General features: G+C 70.3%; 14 protein-coding genes. 5 read left to right on the top strand and 9 right to left on the bottom strand.

Translation table 11 applies throughout. The annotated features are described in order from the left end of the window. Positions 1-30 precede the first annotated feature (30 nt). On the bottom strand, positions 31-2,220 hold the full coding sequence (locus tag ABZT17_RS01865) for a serine/threonine-protein kinase (RefSeq protein WP_356342656.1): 2,190 nt from the start codon (positions 2,218-2,220) through the stop codon (positions 31-33). A 246-nt stretch (positions 2,221-2,466) separates the two neighbouring features. Between ABZT17_RS01865 and ABZT17_RS01860 the strand changes: the two genes are divergently transcribed. Beyond that, positions 2,467-3,507 carry a serine hydrolase domain-containing protein gene (locus ABZT17_RS01860; RefSeq protein ID WP_356342409.1) on the top strand — a complete coding sequence of 347 codons (1,041 nt, stop codon included), beginning with the start codon at positions 2,467-2,469 and terminating at the stop codon, positions 3,505-3,507. 220 nt (positions 3,508-3,727) lie between these two features. Here the strand turns inward: ABZT17_RS01860 and ABZT17_RS01855 are convergent, their stop codons facing one another. Next, a complete protein-coding gene (locus ABZT17_RS01855; RefSeq protein WP_356342407.1) occupies positions 3,728-5,434 on the bottom strand; it encodes a glycerol-3-phosphate dehydrogenase/oxidase in 1,707 nt (568 codons plus the stop codon). Between the two features lie 271 nt (positions 5,435-5,705). Here ABZT17_RS01855 and ABZT17_RS01850 point away from each other — a divergent pair, with 271 nt between their 5' ends. Next, a complete protein-coding gene (locus ABZT17_RS01850; protein ID WP_356342404.1) occupies positions 5,706-6,914 on the top strand; it encodes a nucleotide sugar dehydrogenase in 1,209 nt (402 codons plus the stop codon). A gap of 536 nt (positions 6,915-7,450) precedes the next feature. Here ABZT17_RS01850 and ABZT17_RS01845 read toward each other — a convergent pair. The 4 genes from ABZT17_RS01845 to ABZT17_RS01830 form a co-directional block, all read right to left on the bottom strand. Next, positions 7,451-8,575, bottom strand: coding sequence for a GuaB3 family IMP dehydrogenase-related protein (locus ABZT17_RS01845; RefSeq protein WP_356342401.1), 1,125 nt, complete (start codon positions 8,573-8,575; stop codon positions 7,451-7,453). Between the two features lie 105 nt (positions 8,576-8,680). Beyond that, positions 8,681-10,183: an IMP dehydrogenase gene (gene guaB / locus ABZT17_RS01840; protein WP_356342399.1), complete on the bottom strand. Its 1,503-nt coding sequence runs from the start codon at positions 10,181-10,183 to the stop codon at positions 8,681-8,683. A 142-nt stretch (positions 10,184-10,325) separates the two neighbouring features. Continuing rightward, the gene (locus ABZT17_RS01835) at positions 10,326-10,913 is read right to left on the bottom strand and encodes a sigma-70 family RNA polymerase sigma factor (RefSeq protein WP_356342397.1); all 588 of its coding nucleotides are present in this window, start codon (positions 10,911-10,913) and stop codon (positions 10,326-10,328) included. Between the two features lie 323 nt (positions 10,914-11,236). Then, positions 11,237-11,848, bottom strand: coding sequence for a response regulator transcription factor (locus tag ABZT17_RS01830; protein WP_003948568.1), 612 nt, complete (start codon positions 11,846-11,848; stop codon positions 11,237-11,239). Between the two features lie 381 nt (positions 11,849-12,229). Here ABZT17_RS01830 and ABZT17_RS01825 point away from each other — a divergent pair, with 381 nt between their 5' ends. After that, positions 12,230-12,601: a WhiB family transcriptional regulator gene (locus tag ABZT17_RS01825; RefSeq protein ID WP_356342395.1), complete on the top strand. Its 372-nt coding sequence runs from the start codon at positions 12,230-12,232 to the stop codon at positions 12,599-12,601. Positions 12,602-12,693: 92 nt separating this feature from the next. Here ABZT17_RS01825 and ABZT17_RS01820 read toward each other — a convergent pair whose 3' ends face one another. After that, positions 12,694-13,602, bottom strand: a complete 909-nt coding sequence (locus ABZT17_RS01820) for a LysR family transcriptional regulator (protein ID WP_356342392.1) — start codon at positions 13,600-13,602, stop codon at positions 12,694-12,696. A gap of 113 nt (positions 13,603-13,715) precedes the next feature. Here ABZT17_RS01820 and ABZT17_RS01815 point away from each other — a divergent pair, with 113 nt between their 5' ends. Beyond that, positions 13,716-14,489 (top strand): SDR family oxidoreductase, encoded by a 774-nt coding sequence (locus ABZT17_RS01815; RefSeq protein ID WP_356342390.1) that lies wholly within the window; start codon positions 13,716-13,718, stop codon positions 14,487-14,489. Between the two features lie 90 nt (positions 14,490-14,579). Continuing rightward, on the top strand, positions 14,580-15,287 hold the full coding sequence (locus ABZT17_RS01810) for an ester cyclase (protein ID WP_356342388.1): 708 nt from the start codon (positions 14,580-14,582) through the stop codon (positions 15,285-15,287). A 65-nt stretch (positions 15,288-15,352) separates the two neighbouring features. Here the strand turns inward: ABZT17_RS01810 and groL are convergent, their stop codons facing one another. Further along, positions 15,353-16,978: a chaperonin GroEL gene (gene groL / locus ABZT17_RS01805; protein ID WP_356342386.1), complete on the bottom strand. Its 1,626-nt coding sequence runs from the start codon at positions 16,976-16,978 to the stop codon at positions 15,353-15,355. 121 nt (positions 16,979-17,099) lie between these two features. After that, positions 17,100-17,408 carry a co-chaperone GroES gene (gene groES, locus ABZT17_RS01800; protein ID WP_003998759.1) on the bottom strand — a complete coding sequence of 103 codons (309 nt, stop codon included), beginning with the start codon at positions 17,406-17,408 and terminating at the stop codon, positions 17,100-17,102. Between the last annotated feature and the right edge of the window lie 88 nt (positions 17,409-17,496).

Below are 17,496 nucleotides of genomic sequence, written 5' to 3'. Positions count from 1 at the left end.
TCTCACGGTCCCAACAAGGGAACAGTCCCTTTACGACTTCGGTTCGAACGTCGTCGCGAGGGTGCTCCATGTGTCCTTACGCAGGCCACTGTCCCAATTATCGGCCTTCGCGGTGTACATCAGCGCATACCCGAGATGACCGTTCACGACGAACCCCCGGTCGATCGTCCGGTACTCCGTCCCGCTCTCCACATAGGTGAACTCCCAGTCGGCCGTGTTCCAGCCGCGGTAGCTCACCGACTCTATGCGGATCCTGGTGTACTGGGAGCGCGTCATATAACGCTCCTGGCTCTTCCAGTCGGCCACCGGGTCACCCTTGGGCGTGGACGTCCAGGCGATGAGCAGCTTCTGCCCGTCGGGCCCGGTGAACCGGTCCCCCGCGGCCCCCGTCGACTCATAACTCCAGCCCTTCGGCAAGCCGATCGAGTACCCCTGGCCGCCCTTGTACGTCTTCGCCACCGCGCCGTCGGCGTCGGACGAACCCCCCGCCTCGGCACCGCTGCCGCCGGACGCGCTCGGGCTGTTGCTGGGCGTGGCCGCGGCCCCGGAAGCCCCCGAGGACTGTGTCGAACTCCCGCCCGCACGCGTCCCGCCGCTCTTGTCCTCCTTGGTGTCGGGACCCGAGGACGCGCTCGCCACCGCCTTGCCGCCACCGCCCTTGGCACCGTTGTCGGAAGAGCCGTCGTTGCCCAGCGTCAGCCCCAGCACGATGCCGAGGACGACGACCAGCACCACCACGGCGACGATCACCAGCGTCCGCTTCGGCACCACGTCGGTGATCGGCGCCCGGGGCACCGGCCGCGGCGGCAGATCCGGCGGCGTCATCACCGGCCACCCCGAACTCGGCTTGCCCGCCTGCGCGTTCACCCCCGATGCCGTACGGTCCGGCCCCGCCGAGCCACCACGAACGGCACCCGACGCCGACGCGGTCGAGGAGCCCGAGGCGGCCCCATCTCCGGCAGAAGCAGCGGAGGAAGCGGAGGGAGTGGAAGAAGCGGGGGAAGCCGGAGAAGCGGAGGGAACCGCAGGTGCCGGAGGTGTCGGCGGAACAGGAGAGGCCGGAGAAGCCGCCGGAGTGGAGGGGATGGACGGAGTGGAAGGGGTCGACGGGGCAGACGGAGTCGCCGTGGCCGATCCGGCCGCCCCTGATCCGGCCGCCGCCCCTGCCGACCGCGCGGCCCCCGCCGCCACCGCCTTCTTCCGCATGGAGCGCAGCGCCCCGCGCAGCTTCTCCGCCGCCTCCTCGCCCCGCTTGCCGCCGGAGCCGCCCTTGCCCGAGGAACGGTCGGGCTGCGCCGGGATCGGCACGACCTTGGTCGCGTCCGCCGGCTCCGGCTCGACCGACTTCGGCTCGGGCGCGTGGATCACCGCGTTGAACATGGCCCGCGCACCGGCGTCGTCGAGCCGCTTCGCGGGGTCCTTGGTGAGCAGCCCGTAGATGACGTCCTTGAGCGGACCGGCGTTCTTCGGCTCCTCCAGCGGTTCCGTCATCACCGCGGTCAGCGTCGCGATCGCGGAACCCTTGTCGTACGGCGGCACACCCTCGACCGCCGCGTACAGGAGCCCGCCGAGCGACCAGAGGTCGGCCGCCGGGCCCGGCTTGTGCCCGCGGGCCCGCTCCGGGGAGATGTAGGAGGGCGCGCCGACGAGCATGCCGGTCGAGGTGATGGAGGGGTCGCCCTCGACCTGGGCGATCCCGAAGTCGGTGAGCACGACCCGGTCGGTGTCGTGCTCCAGCAGGACGTTGGACGGCTTCACATCACGGTGCAGGATGCCCTCGCGGTGCGCCGAACGCAGCACGTCGAGAATGGCGAGGCCCACTTCGGCCGCGCGCTTCGGCTCCAGCAGGCCGTCCTCCCGGATGACCTCGGCGAGCGACTTGCCCTCGACGAGCTCCATCACGATCCACGGCCGGTCGTCCTCCTCGACGACGTCGAAGACCGTCACCGCGCTGTTGTTGCGGATCCGCGCGATGGCCTTGGCCTCGCGCAGCGTCCGCGTGATCAGCCGGCGCTTCTCCTCCTCGTCGATGTTCGACGGGAACCGCAGCTCCTTGACGGCGACCGTCCGGCCCAGAGTCTCGTCCTCGGCCCGCCACACCGTGCCCATGCCGCCACGGCCGAGCACTCCTCCCAGCCGGTACCGCCCGGCGAGAAGACGCTCGTTCTTGTCCTGACGAGTGTCCTGACGAGATGTCCCCGCCCGCTCCGCCTCCGACATGCGTCCCCTCATGCAACCCGCCCTGACAGAGCCTCCATTGTCCCTCACCCGACAAGTGCCCGACGCCCAGGGTGCCCCTGGGCCCATGGTGGCCCCCGCACGCCGGTGCGACGGCTCCCCGGCCTCCCGTTCCCCACGACGACACCCTCACAACTGCCTCAAAGCCCCCGCTCAGCATCCGGACCCGGGTGAACCGCCCCTGCTTCCGCCCTGCATGATGTCCCGCGACGAGGAAGGACCCCCGCGATGGCACCGTTGAGGACACTGCTGGCCCTGCCCGTGTCCCTCGCACTGCTCGCCCTGGCCCCGGCCTCCTCCTCGCCCACGGCGCCGACCACCGACACACTCCTCCCCCTGTTGGTCGCTGAGGGCGGCGCACCTGCCGCCGCACTGCTCGCCCACGACGGGTCCGACACCCACTACGCCCAGGCCGGCCGGGGCATCGCCCGCGCCGACCACTTCCGCGCCGGCAGCATCACCAAGACCTTCATCGCGACGCTCGTCCTCCAACTCGCCGCCGAACACCGGCTGTCGCTGTCCGACACGGTCGAGCAGCACCTGCCGGGCCTGATCCGCGGCGCGGGCAACGACGGCCGCACGATGACCCTGCGCTCGCTGCTCAACCACACCAGCGGGCTGAACGACTTCACCCTGGACACCAGAGGCGTGGTCCCCCTCACCCCCCTTCAAGCCGTACGCATCACACTCACCCACCCTCCGGCCGAACGCGGCCGTTTCTCCTACTCGAACACCGACTACGTCGTGCTCGGCATGGTCGTCCAGCAGGTCACCGGCCGCTCCTACGCCGTCGAGGCCGAGCGGCGCATCATCGCTCCGCTGGGGCTGACGGGCACCTCCTTCCCCGGCTCTCGTACCTCCCTCCCCGGCCCGCACGGCCGCGCCTACACCGCGGACGGAACCGATGTCACCGAGCTCGACCCGCGGGTGGCCGGAGCCGCGGGCGAGCTGGTGACCACGCTCGCCGACCTGGACCGCTTCTACGCGGCGCTGCTCGGCGGACGGCTGCTCCCCTCGCGCTGGCTGCGCGAGATGCGCGACACCCGCACCGCACACGGCCTGTACGGCATGGGTCTGTTTCCCGAGAAGCTGTCGTGCGGCATCACGGTGTGGGGGCACAACGGCCGCATCATCGGCAGCTACGTGCGCACCGCGGCAACCGTGGACGGCCGACGCGTCCTCACCTTCCGTGTGAACACGACGGCGATCGCAGACCCCGACCTCGAACCGGCCCTGCTCGCCGCCGAGTTCTGTCCTCGCACCCCGTAGAACGACCGACCCCCGAACGAAGATCCCGCCTCACGACACCCGTTCGAGTGAACCCGCCCCCGTCCATCGAAGAGGCGGCACACCGACACGAGGCCGGTGGTCCGGCGGACCTGGCCCGCCTCCGCCCCGGGGGGCGTCACAGCGGACGAAGCCGGACGCCCCCACCGCACCGGGCCGGCACGGCGGCACATGATCCGGCGCCCCCGCCCACGCCGAACCCTCACAACGGCACGATGTCCGGCGCCCCCAGCCTCGCCGCGTCCGCCGTCAGGTCGTCGGGCTGGCGTTGCGACTCGCGTTCGGCCTCCACCCGCTTCTCGTAGTGCTCGACCTCGCGCTCGATCTGGTCCTTGTCCCAGCCCAGCACCGGCGCCATCAGCTCGGCCGCCTCCCGGGCGCTGCGCGTCCCGCGGTCGAAGGTCTCGATGGAGATGCGCGTCCGCCGGGTCAGCACGTCGTCCAGGTGCCGGGCACCCTCGTGCGAGGCGGCGTAGACGATCTCGGCGCGCAGATAGTCGTCGGCGGCCGGCATGGGCTCGCCGAGCGAGGAGTCCGCGGTGATGAGGTCGAGGACCTCCTCCGCCATCGCGCCGTATCGATTCAGCAGATGCTCGACGCGCACCACGTGCAGACCGGTCCGCGCAGCGATCCGCGCCCGCGCGTTCCACAGCGCCCGGTACCCCTCGGCACCGAGGAGCGGTACGTCCTCCGTCACGCACTCGGCGACCCGCATGTCGAGCCCGTGCACGGCCTCGTCCACCGCGTCCTTGGCCATCACCCGGTACGTCGTGTACTTGCCGCCGGCCACGACCACCAGCCCCGGCACCGGATGCGCCACGGTGTGCTCGCGCGACAGCTTGCTGGTCGCGTCCGACTCGCCGGCGAGCAGCGGCCGCAGCCCCGCGTAGACGCCCTGCACGTCGTCCCGTGTCAGGGGCACCGCGAGCACCGAGTTCACATGCTCCAGCAGATAGTCGATGTCCGCGCTGGACGCGGCCGGGTGGGCCTTGTCGAGGTCCCAGTCGGTGTCGGTCGTCCCGACGATCCAGTGCCGCCCCCAGGGGATGACGAACAGCACGGACTTCTCCGTACGCAGGATCAGGCCGGACGAGGAGTTGATCCGGTCCTTCGGCACCACCAGATGGATGCCCTTGGAGGCACGGACGTGGAACTGCCCGCGCTCGCCCACCATCCCCTGGGTGTCGTCGGTCCACACACCCGTCGCGTTGACGATCTGCTTCGCGCGGATCTCGTACTCGCCGCCCCCCTCCACGTCCTGCACCCGCGCGCCCACGACCCGCTCGCCCTCGCGCAGGAATCCCGTCACACGGGCGCGGTTGGCCACCTTCGCGCCGTACGACGAAGCCGTGCGCACCAGGGTCGCGACGTAACGGGCGTCGTCCATCTGGGCGTCGTAGTACTGGAGGGCGCCGATCAGCGCGTCCTTCTTCAGGGCGGGGGCCACGCGCAGGGCGTGACGGCGGGTCAGATGACGGTGTGTCGGCAGGCCGCGCCCGTGTCCGCGGGCCATCGACATCCCGTCGTAGAGCGCGACGCCCGAACCGGCGTACAGCCGCTCCCAGCCCTTGTGCTGCAGCGGGTAGAGAAACGGCACCGGCTTCACCAGGTGCGGGGCGAGCCGCTCCAGCAGCAGCCCGCGCTCCTTGAGTGCCTCCCGTACGAGGGCGAAGTCGAGCATCTCCAGATAGCGCAGTCCGCCGTGGATCAGCTTGCTGGACCTGCTGGAGGTGCCCGACGCCCAGTCCCGGGCCTCCACCAGCCCGGTGGACAGGCCGCGCGTCACGGCGTCCAGGGCGGTGCCGGACCCGACCACACCGCCGCCCACCACCAGCACGTCCAGCTCGCGCTCGGCCATTGCCGCCAGTGACTCGGCGCGCTGCGCCGGCCCCAGTGTCGCTGTCCTCACCGCTGCCTCCCGCTATCGGTAGCGCCGGCCGCACCCGTCGGGCGAAGCCCGGTCCCTATCCCCCATGCCCAGATTCTGACGGTCTTGCCCGACTTCAGCCACCACTCGCCCCCACCCTGTGGACAACTTTCCCGGCACTGCCGGAAAACACAGTCGGCCAATCCCGCATAACGGTCATATTTACTCCTAGTCTGACATTGCGCTCGCTCATCCAGTCCACAGGGCTTGCGCACCTGCCCCGCTTCGGTTACTGGGAAGGACGGCCCACGCCATGCCCGCAGATCTCGCCGTCATCGGACTCGGCCCGTTCGGCCTGCCCCTGGCCCAGGCCGCCGTGGCCGCGGGCATCCCCACCGTCGGCTATCGGACCGGCCCCGAGCCGGGCTCGCTCAGCGCCGCCGATCTGCGCCGGATGCTCTCGGGGGGCTTCCGGCACGCCACCGGCCCGGCCGAGCTCGGCCGGGTCCGTACCGCCGTCATCTGCGCGCCCACCCCGCGCGGCGCCGACGGCGGTCTCGACCTCACCCAGCTGGAGTCGGCCGCCCGCACCCTCGCGGCCCACCTGCGCCCGCACACCACGGTCATCCTGGAGTCACCGGTCCCGCCGGGCACCACGGAGGATCTGCTCCGCCCGCTCCTCGAAGAGGGCTCCGGGCTCCGCGCGGGCCGCGACTTCCACCTCGCCTACTCCCCCAGCCGGGTGGATCCGGGCAACCGGGACCACACCCCGGCGAACACCCCCAAGGTCATCGGCGGTCTCACACCCGCCTGCACCGAGTCGGCCGCCGCCTTCTACGGCCGTCTCACCGACAAGGTGGTACGCGCGCGTGGCGTGCGCGAGGCGGAGACCGTGCAACTGCTGGAGACCAACTTCCGGCACGTGAACATCGCCCTCGTCAACGAGATGGCCGTGCTCTGCCACGACCTCGGCGTCGACCTCTGGGACGTCGTCCGCTGCGCGGAGACCAAGCCGTTCGGCTTCCAGGCCTTCCGTCCCGGCCCCGGCGTCGGCGGCCACACCGTCCCCCAGGACCTGACGCACACCGCCGGGCGCACCCTGCGCATGGTCGAACTGGCCCAGCAGGTCAACAGCCAGATGCCCCGTTACGTCGTCCAGCGCGCCGCCACGCTTCTCAACGAGCACGGCAAGTCGGCGCGCGGCGCCCGCGTCCTCCTCCTCGGAGTGACGTACAAGCCGGACCTCGCCGACCAACAGGGCACCCCCGCGCGCGAGATCGCGACCCGCCTGATGGAACTCGGCGCCTCCGTCAGCTACCACGACCCGCACGTCCCGTCCTGGAACGTCCTCGACCGCCCGGTCCCCCGCGCCGACTCCCTCTACGAGGCGGCGGCCGACGCGGACCTCACGATCCTGCTCCAGCAGCATCGGACGTACGACCTGCAAGCCCTGTCGGTGAAGGCACAACTACTGCTGGACACCCGTGGGGCCGCGCCCACCGGGGCGGCGCATCGGTTGTGAAGGGGGGCGCGCGGGTGCGGCGGGCTCCGGGGCTGGTGGCATGGGGGGCGCGGCGCGGGTACCTTACGTAGACAGGTGGAACCCACCGCAGAGGGCACTGCGGCAGGCTCCTGGATGGTTCACGGAGTGTCCGCCCCTAGTTGCCTTGGGGGCGGCCGCTCACCATCACGCCGATGAGGTGGAGCCCGCCGCAGTTGGCCGCTGCGACAGGCTCCTGATGGATTACGGGTGTCCACCCCTAGGCTTTGTAGGGGTGGCCGCTCACCATCCGAAAATCCGCAAGATCCACCTCCTCCGGCACTTCACCATCCACAGACGGATCCGGTCCCAACGGGTGGGCTTGCGGTGACGTCCCATGGGCGCCGACACGGACGTTATCGCCCTCGAACCGGCTGACCAGCCCTTTTCCACCCCGAACGCAACCGTGCGCCCCCGCACCACCCCATGCGCCGCCCACCTCACAAAGCCCCAGGGCATGCAAAAGGGCCGGCCCCCACCCGGGGTGACCGGCCCTCAAGCCGTCGTAAGCCCTACCGCTACCGCTGGTGCTGCGAGTCCGCCACCGTGACCTCGACCCGCTGGAACTCCTTCAGCTCGCTGTAGCCGGTCGTGGCCATCGCGCGGCGCAGGGCGCCGAAGAAGTTCATGGAGCCGTCGGGGGTGTGGGAGGGGCCCGCCAGGACCTCCTCGATGGTGCCGACCGTGCCGAGGTCGACCTTCTTGCCGCGCGGCAGTTCCTCGTTGACGGCCTCCATGCCCCAGTGGTGGCCCTTGCCCGGCGCGTCGGTCGCGCGGGCGAGCGGGGAGCCCATCATGACCGCGTCCGCGCCGCAGGCGATCGCCTTGGGGAGGTCGCCGGACCAGCCGACCCCGCCGTCGGCGATGACGTGCACATACCGGCCGCCGGACTCGTCCATGTAGTCGCGGCGGGCGGCCGCCACGTCCGCGACCGCCGTGGCCATCGGGACGCGGATGCCCAGCACATTGCGCGTGGTGTGCGCCGCGCCGCCACCGAAGCCGACCAGGACACCCGCGGCGCCGGTGCGCATCAGATGCAGGGCCGCGGTGTAGGTGGCGCAGCCGCCGACGATCACCGGGACGTCGAGCTCGTAGATGAACTGCTTCAGGTTCAGCGGCTCGTGCGAGCCGGAGACGTGCTCCGCCGAGACGGTCGTACCGCGGATGACGAAGATGTCCACGCCCGCGTCGACGACCGCCTTGGAGAACTGGGCGGTGCGCTGCGGGGAGAGCGCGGCCGCCGTGACCACGCCGGAGTCCCGCACCTCCTTGATGCGCGCGCCGATCAGCTCCTCCTTGATGGGAGCCGCGTAGATCTCCTGGAGGCGGCGGGTGGCGGCCTCCGTGGGCAGCTCGGCGATCTCGTCGAGAAGCGGCTGCGGGTCCTCGTAGCGGGTCCACAGGCCTTCGAGGTTGAGCACGCCGAGGCCGCCGAGCTCGCCGATGCGGATCGCGGTGGCCGGGGAGACGACCGAGTCCATGGGGGCGGCCAGGAAGGGCAGCTCGAAGCGGTAGGCGTCGATCTGCCAGGCGATCGAGACCTCCTTCGGGTCCCGCGTACGGCGGCTGGGGACGACGGCGATGTCGTCGAAGGCGTACGCCCGGCGGCCGCGCTTGCCGCGCCCGATCTCGATCTCAGTCACGTTGGTGGCCTTTCCCTGATGCGTTTCAGCGTCTACCAGTATCGCCGACGGGTACGACAAGGGCGGCCCCGGTGCATCCGGGACCGCCCCAGGCCGACCTGCCGCCTACTTGCCGCTGTAGTTCGGCGCCTCGACCGTCATCTGGATGTCGTGCGGGTGGCTCTCCTTGAGGCCCGCGGAGGTGATGCGGACGAAGCGGCCCTTGGACTCCATCTCGTCGATGCTCGCCGCGCCCACATAGCCCATCGTCTGGCGCAGGCCGCCGACGAGCTGGTGCAGGACGTTGGCCAGCGGGCCGCGATAGGGCACCTGGCCCTCGATGCCCTCGGGGACGAGCTTGTCGTCGGAGGCGACCTCCGCCTGGAAGTAGCGGTCCTTCGAGTACGACCTGCCCTGGCCGCGGGACTGCATGGCGCCGAGCGAGCCCATGCCGCGGTACGACTTGAACTGCTTGCCGTTGATGAAGAGCAGCTCGCCCGGGGACTCCTCGCAGCCGGCGAGCAGCGAGCCCAGCATCACGGTGTCGGCGCCGGCGGCGAGCGCCTTGCCGATGTCGCCGGAGTACTGCAGGCCGCCGTCGCCGATGAGCGGGATGCCGGCCGGGCGGGCGGCGAGGGAGGCCTCGTAGATCGCGGTGACCTGTGGGACGCCGATGCCGGCGACGACACGGGTCGTACAGATGGAGCCGGGGCCCACGCCGACCTTGATGCCGTCGACACCGGCGTCGATGAGGGCCTGCGCGCCGTCGCGGGTGGCGACGTTGCCGCCGATCACGTCGACGGAGACGCTCGACTTGATCTTCGACATCCAGCTGAGCGCGTTGCTGTTGTGGCCGTGCGAGGTGTCGACGACCAGGAAGTCCACACCGGCCTCGGCGAGCGCCTGGGCGCGCTCCAGGGCCTCGGGGCTCGCGCCCACCGCGGCGCCGACGAGCAGACGGCCCTCCGAGTCCTTGGCGGCGTTCGGGTACTTCTCCGCCTTGACGAAGTCCTTGACCGTGATCAGGCCCTTGAGGAGGCCCGCCTCGTCGACCAGCGGAAGCTTCTCGATCTTGTGGCGGCGCAGCAGCTCCATGGCGTCCACACCGGAGATGCCGACCTTGCCGGTGACCAGCGGCATCGGCGTCATGACCTCGCGCACCTGGCGGCTGCGGTCGGACTCGAAGGCCATGTCGCGGTTGGTGACGATGCCGAGCAGCTTGCCGGCCGGGTCGGTGACCGGGACACCGCTGATGCGGAACTTGGCGCACAGCGCGTCCGCCTCGGCGAGCGTCGCCTCGGGGCGCACCGTGATGGGATCGGTGACCATGCCGGACTCGGACCGCTTGACCAGGTCGACCTGGTTGACCTGGTCCTCGACCGACAGGTTGCGATGCAGGACGCCGACGCCGCCGAGGCGGGCCATCGCGATCGCCATGCGGGACTCTGTCACCTTGTCCATCGCCGCCGAGAGCAGCGGGATGTTGACCTTGACGTTGCGGGAGATACGCGACGAGGTGTCGACCGCGTTGGGGAGCACCTCGGAGGCTCCCGGCAGCAGCAGCACGTCGTCGTAGGTCAGCCCGAGTGTCGCGAATTTTCCGGGCACTCCGTCGACGTTCGCAGTCATGACACCTTCCCCAAATGGCCTTGATCGGTGCGGATGTCCATGCTAACGGGAAGCGCACCTCGCTCATTCCACGGTTGCGGTCGGCCGGGGGCTTCGTATGTTCGTACGGAACCGGCGAGCCGCCTGTTCAAGAGAGGGCGAGTTACTGCTCGGCGAGGGCCCGCAGTCGACTCAGCGCCCGGTGCTGCGCCACACGGACCGCTCCGGGTGACATTCCCAACATCTGACCGGTCTCCTCCGCGGTCAACCCCACGGCGATCCGCAGCAGGAGCAGTTCGCGCTGGTTCTCCGGCAGGTTGGCCAGCAGTTTCTTGGCCCATTCGGCGTCGCTGCTGAGCAGCGCGCGCTCCTCCGGGCCGAGCGAGTCGTCCGGGCGCTCCGGCATCTCGTCCGAGGGGACCGCCGTCGAACCGGGGTGCCGCATCGCCGCCCGCTGCAGGTCGGCGACCTTGTGTGCGGCGATGGCGAACACGAACGCCTCGAAGGGGCGGCCGGTGTCCCGGTAGCGCGGCAGGGCGAGGAGGACGGCGACGCAGACCTCCTGCGCGAGGTCCTCCACGAAGTGCCGGGCATCACCCGGAAGGCGGGACAGACGGGTGCGGCAGTAGCGCAGCGCCAGGGGGTGGACATGGGCGAGCAGGTCATGCGTGGCCTGCTCGTCCCCGTCGACGGCGCGATGGACGAGTGCACCGATCGCCCCTGCGGCTCCGGCCGCCTCGTCGTCGCGCATCGGTCCATGGTGCCCTCTGGCCGTCGGATCTGTGGCACCACGCCCGTTGTTGTGCACCGAAGCGTTATGAGCAGGTGCGCCGGCACTCATCCCCTGCGCCCTCCCCTTCCGCTCGACCGACTCGTCCCCGAGAGACTCCACACCTCAAGGATGCGGCATCCGCGCCGAAACGAGCAGCGGGTGCCCGCAGAGCCACTCGACCGACCTCGCGATCCGCGCCCCAAAGGGGCGCGGGACGAGACATGGTGCGACTGCGTCGCGTGGGCGCGACCAGCCGCGACGAGCCCTCAGCCGCCGACGGCACAGGGCGGCACCCGGTAGTACTAACGAACCAGACCCCACCGGAAACCGAGCGCCACGGCATGCGCCCGGTCCGACGCGCCCAGCTTCTTGAACAACCGCCGGGCATGCGTCTTCACGGTGTCCTCGGACAGGAACAGCTCCCGCCCGATCTCCGCGTTGGACCGCCCGTGGGACATCCCCTCGAGCACCTGGATCTCCCGCGCGGTGAGCGTCGGCGCCGCCCCCATCTCGGCGGACCGCAGCCGCCGCGGGGCCAGCCGCCAGGTCGGGTCGGCCAGCGCCTGGGTGACGGTCGCCCGCAACTCCGCACGCGACGCGTCCTTGTGCAGATACCCCCGCGCGCCGGCCGCGACCGCGAGCGCGACCCCGTCGAGGTCCTCGGCGACGGTGAGCATGATGATGCGGGCACCCGGGTCGGCGGACAGCAGTCGCCGCACGGTCTCGACGCCGCCCAGTCCGGGCATGCGTACGTCCATCAGAATCAGATCCGAACGGTCCGCACCCCAGCGGCGGAGGACTTCCTCGCCGTTGGCCGCGGTCGTCACGCGCTCGACGCCGGGCACGGTCGCGACCGCGCGGCGGAGCGCCTCTCGGGCAAGCGGGGAGTCGTCGCAGACGAGGACGGATGTCATGGCCGCCCTCCGCAGCTGATGCACGTCACCTTGAGCCTCCAGGCTGGTACGAAATCGTCACCTGTGCGGTCGACCGTCCCGGACGCCCGCCCGAGCATTTCTTGCGCCAACCGCCTCCGCACTCTCAACGACGGTCACTCGAAAGAGTTACGGGGCTGTGTGTCATCTTCGGCACTCTACGTGAGGGGGCGGACACGGTGCAGACATGCAGGGCGGACTCACAACGTTTCATCACAACCGGTGCCCCATTTAGCCCCTTTTCTTCCCATCTACTGGTGTCTGAGGCTAGATTCGCAATGAGTCATATTTTCATCTCCTTAGATCGTAGATATACGGTCATGGGCACCGTATCCGCTCAGAACGGCTACAAGGGGTCACGCAATGGCAGATTTCTCCCGCCTTCCCGGACCGAACGCGGACCTGTGGGACTGGCAGCTTCTGGCCGCCTGTCGCGGGGTGGACAGCTCGCTCTTCTTTCATCCGGAGGGCGAGCGGGGCGCGGCCCGGAGTGCTCGCGAGAACTCGGCCAAGGAGGTCTGCATGAGGTGCCCGGTGCGCGCGCAGTGCGCGGCACACGCGCTGGCGGTGCGAGAGCCGTACGGCGTCTGGGGCGGCCTGACCGAGGACGAGCGCGAGGAACTGATGGGTCGCGCGCGGAACCGACTGGTGTCGGCGGGGGTCACCGGCGGGGACGGCGTGTCCGGCAAGTACGGGGACGGTGTAAGCGGCGACTACGGCGTATCGAACAACTGAAGGAACGTTTCTTCGTTCCTGACTCCCGAGCTCCCGGCCCCTGAGCTCGGCAACACCCCAGCCACCCGGCTGCCCGGCTACCACTACCCCGCCTACCCCGCCCCCGGGCGCCCGGCCGCGCGCCCGAGCTGTTCCAGCGTCGCCGCGACCGCCGGCACCCGGGCCAGGTCGGGCAGGGTCAGCGCCACGATCTCCCGCCGCACGGCCGGCTCCAGCGTCAGCACGCGCGCGTGGCGCGGCCGTACGGACTCCAGGGCCAGCTGCGGGAGTACGGCGACGCCCAGACCGGCGCCGACGAGGCCGACCACCGCCGGGTAGTCGTCGGTGGCGAAGTCGATGCGGGGGGTGAAGCCGGCGCCCTCGCACACCTCCACCAACTGCCCGCGACAGCGCGGGCATCCGGCGATCCACGGCTCCCGCGCGAGTTCGCCGATGGCCACGGACCCGGCCCCCGCCAGCGGGTGCCGCTCCGGCACCAGCCCGACGAGACGGTCGGTCAGCAGCGGCCGTACGACGAGGTCGTCCCACTCCTTCGCGCCCGCCGCGCCCTCGTAGCGGAAGGCGAGTGCCACATCGCACTCCCCCGCGCGCAGCATGTCGACGGAGACGGGCGGTTCGGCCTCCTCCAGCGACACTCGGGTGCCGGGGTGCGCGGCGCGCAGGGCGGCGAGGGCGGTCGGTACGAGGGTCGAGCTGCCGCTGGGGAAGGAGACCAGCCGCACCCGCCCGGCGCGCAGGCCGGCGATGGCGGCGACCTCCTCCTCGGCCGCGGTCAGCCCCGCCAGGATCCCGTTGGCGTGCCGGACGAGGGCCTCGCCCGCCTGGGTCAGGCGCATCTCGCGCCCGTCGCGGACCAGCAGGGGTGTGCCCACCGATGCCTCCAGGGCCTTCATCTGCTGGCTCACGGCGGGCTGGGTGCAGCCCAGTTCACGCCCCGCCGCCGAGAAGGAACCGGTGGTGGCGACGGCGCGCAGGACCCGCAGATGACGTGCTTCGATCACGGATCAAGGATAAGAGATCCTTTGATACGACGTCCGATAACGCGTTGGCGCTTTGAGCCACGGGCGTCGTGTGAGGAGCGGGCCCGCACAGTCCGGGTAACTACGCTTGGGTCATGACAACGGCTCTGATTACGGGATCGACCGCGGGCATCGGCGCCGCGTTCGCACGGCGGCTGGCGGCCGACGGGCACAATCTGGTGCTGGTCGCCCGCGACACCAAGCGGTTGCGGGAGCAGGCGACCGAGCTGCACGACCGGCACGGCATCGAGGCGGAGGTGCTGACGGCGGACCTGGCCGAGGACGACGGCATCGAGGCGGTCGCCGCCCGGCTCGCCGACCGCAGGAACCCCGTCGACCTGCTGGTCAACAACGCCGGCTTCGGCAACAAGGGCCGCTATCTCGACGTCTCCATGGCCGACGAGCTGAAGATGCTCAAGGTGCACTGCGAGGCGGTGCTGCGGCTGACGACCGCGGCGACGGAGGCGATGCGCGAGCGCGGCCGCGGCGGGGTCGTCAACGTCGCGTCCGTCGCCGCCTTCGTGCCCCGGGGGACGTACGGCGCCTCGAAGGCGTGGGTCGTGCAGTTCACCCAGGGCGCGGCGAAGGACCTCGTGGGCAGCGGTGTGCGGCTGATGGCGCTGTGCCCCGGGTTCGTGCGGACGGAGTTCCATCAGCGGGCCGGGATGGGGACCGACAACATCCCGGGGTGGATGTGGCTGGACGCGGACAAGCTGGTGGCCGCGGCGCTGAGCGATCTGGCGCGCGGGAAGTCGCTGTCGATCCCCGACCCCCGGTACAAGGCGCTGATGGGGCTCGTGAAGGTGACGCCCCGGGCGCTGCTGGGCGGGATCAGCTCACGGACCGGGCGGAAGTACGGGCCTCAGTGAGGTCTCCACAGGGCGCGGTCGTGGGGTACGGGGGAAAATGGTTCCGTACGGCCGGACCCCACCGAACCCATCGGGACCGGAGGCACGACCATGACCTTCGTACAGATCATCGACTGCAGGACCAGCCACTTCGACGACATCGACCGGCTGATGGACACATGGGTCGAGCAGACCAGGGGAAAGCGGACGGCGACGCACGCGGTGGTCGGCAAGGACCACTCCGACGCGTCGCACTTCATCGAGATCGTGGAGTTCCCGTCGTACGAGGAGGCGATGCGGAACTCCAGCCTGCCCGAGACGGACAAGATCTTCCGGGAGATGGTGGCCCTCTGCGACGAGATGCCGACGTTCACCGATCTGGACGTCGTACGGGACGAGGGGCTGAACGCGGACACGGCGCGGCGGTTCTTCGGGACGATCGCCGTCGCGGGCGAACTGCCGCCGCTCGACGGGCTGATCGCGGAGAACTACCACGACCACGACCCGGCGAACGAGCAGGACACCATGGGGATGGACGCCCTGCGGCGCGAGGTGGGGATGTGGCGCTCCGGGTTCGACTTCGAGTTCGCGATCGAGGACCAGATCGCCCAGGGCGACCGGGTGTCCACGCGGTGGGTGTGGAGCGGCACCCACACGGGTGAGTTCATGGGACTGCCGCCCAGCGGGGCGAAGGTCTCCATGACCGGCAACACCACGCACCGGTTCGGCGAGCACGGGAAGATCGTCGAGGCCTGGTGGGAGTACGACCGGCTGGGGCTGATGGCCCAGTTGGGCGTGCTCGACGCGCTGGAACGCTGAGGGGGATGCGCGGAGGCCCGGCACCCCTTGTCTGCAGGGTGCCGGGCCTCTCCTGTTGCGTCGCGTCAGTGCGTGTGACCGTGGCCGTGACCGGCGGCGGCCGGCTCCTCCTCTTCCTTCTTCTCCACGACCAGGGTCTCGGTCGTCAGGAGGAGGGAGGCGATGGAGGCGGCGTTCTCCAGGGCGGAGCGGGTGACCTTGACCGGGTCGATGACGCCGGCCTTGACCAGGTCGCCGTACTCGCCGGTGGCGGCGTTGAAGCCCTGGCCCTTGTCGAGCTCGGCGACCTTGGAGGTGATGACGTAGCCCTCCAGGCCGGCGTTCTCGGCGATCCAGCGCAGCGGCTCGACGGCGGCCTTGCGGACCACGGCGACACCGGTGGCCTCGTCGCCGGTGCGGCCGAGGTTGTCCTCGAGGACCTTCACGGCGTGGACGAGCGCGGAGCCACCACCGGAGACGATGCCCTCCTCGACCGCGGCGCGGGTCGCGGAGATGGCGTCCTCCAGACGGTGCTTCTTCTCCTTCAGCTCCACCTCGGTGGCGGCGCCGACCTTGATGACGCACACGCCGCCGGCCAGCTTCGCGAGACGCTCCTGGAGCTTCTCGCGGTCCCAGTCGGAGTCCGTGTTCTCGATCTCGGCCTTGATCTGGGCGACGCGGCCCACGACGTCGGCGGAGTCGCCGGCGCCGTCGACGATGGTGGTGTCGTCCTTGGTGATGGTCACGCGGCGGGCGGAGCCCAGCACGTCCAGGCCGACCTGGTCGAGCTTGAGGCCGACCTCCTCGGAGATGACCGTGGCACCGGTGAGGACCGCCATGTCCTGCAGCATCGCCTTGCGGCGGTCGCCGAAGCCGGGGGCCTTGACCGCGACCGCGTTGAAGGTGCCGCGGATCTTGTTGACGACCAGGGTGGAGAGGGCCTCGCCCTCGACGTCCTCGGCGATGATCAGCAGCGGCTTCGAGGCGCCGGACTGGATGACCTTCTCGAGCAGCGGCAGCAGGTCGGCGATCGAGGAGATCTTGCCCTGGTTGATCAGGATGTACGGCTCGTCGAGGACGGCCTCCATACGCTCCTGGTCGGTGACGAAGTACGGGGACAGGTAGCCCTTGTCGAAGGCCATGCCCTCGGTGAAGTCCAGCTCCAGACCGAAGGTGTTGGACTCCTCGACGGTGATGACACCGTCCTTGCCGACCTTGTCCATCGCCTCGGCGATGAGCTCGCCGACCTGCTGGTCCTGGGCGGACAGCGCAGCCACGGCGGCGATGTCGGACTTCTCGTCGATGGGGCGGGCGGTCGCGAGGAGCTCCTCGGAGACCGCGGCCACGGCCGCGTCGATGCCCTTCTTCAGCAGCGCCGGGGAGGCACCCGCGGCGACGTTCTTCAGGCCCTCGCGGACCAGCGCCTGGGCGAGCACGGTGGCGGTGGTGGTGCCGTCACCCGCGATGTCGTTGGTCTTGGTCGCCACCTCCTTCACCAGCTGCGCGCCGAGGTTCTCGTACGGGTCCTCGACCTCGACCTCACGGGCGATGGTGACGCCGTCGTTGGTGATGGTGGGGGCGCCGAACTTCTTGTCGATGACGACGTTGCGGCCCTTGGGGCCGATCGTCACCTTGACCGTGTCGGCCAGCTTGTTGACGCCGCGCTCGAGGGCGCGACGGGCGTCCTCGTCGAACTTCAGGATCTTCGCCATGGGAGCGGTTCAGCCCTCTCGGAAAACGTGGGTGAAACGAACTGCGCCCCGGAGGCCCGGCTTCATAAGGACGCGGGAACCCGGGGCGCAGCTCACAAGCGAGAAAAGTGCTTGAGGTGGATTACTTCTCGATGATCGCGAGCACGTCGCGAGCCGAGAGGACGAGGTACTCCTCGCCGTTGTACTTCACCTCGGTGCCGCCGTACTTGCTGTACAGCACGATGTCGCCGGTCTTGACGTCGAGCGGCAGGCGCTCGCCGTTCTCGAAGCGGCCCGGGCCCACGGCGAGGACGACGCCCTCCTGGGGCTTCTCCTTCGCGGTGTCCGGGATGACCAGGCCAGAGGCGGTGGTCTGCTCCGCGTCGAGCGGCTGGACCACGATGCGGTCCTCAAGCGGCTTGATGGCAACCTTGGAGCTGGTGGTCGTCACGATCCGACCTCCCCCTTCGGAGATCTCACGGGGTTAACTGTCTGAGGTGGCGACCAGGTGGATCCGTCGTCGCGGGTGCCGGACCTGC

Source organism: Streptomyces sp. NPDC005648, assembly GCF_040605395.1.
Classification (GTDB): Bacteria; Actinomycetota; Actinomycetes; order Streptomycetales; family Streptomycetaceae; genus Streptomyces.
Note: the sequence above shows the minus strand (reverse complement) of the source record. Positions and strands in the feature narration are given on the sequence as shown.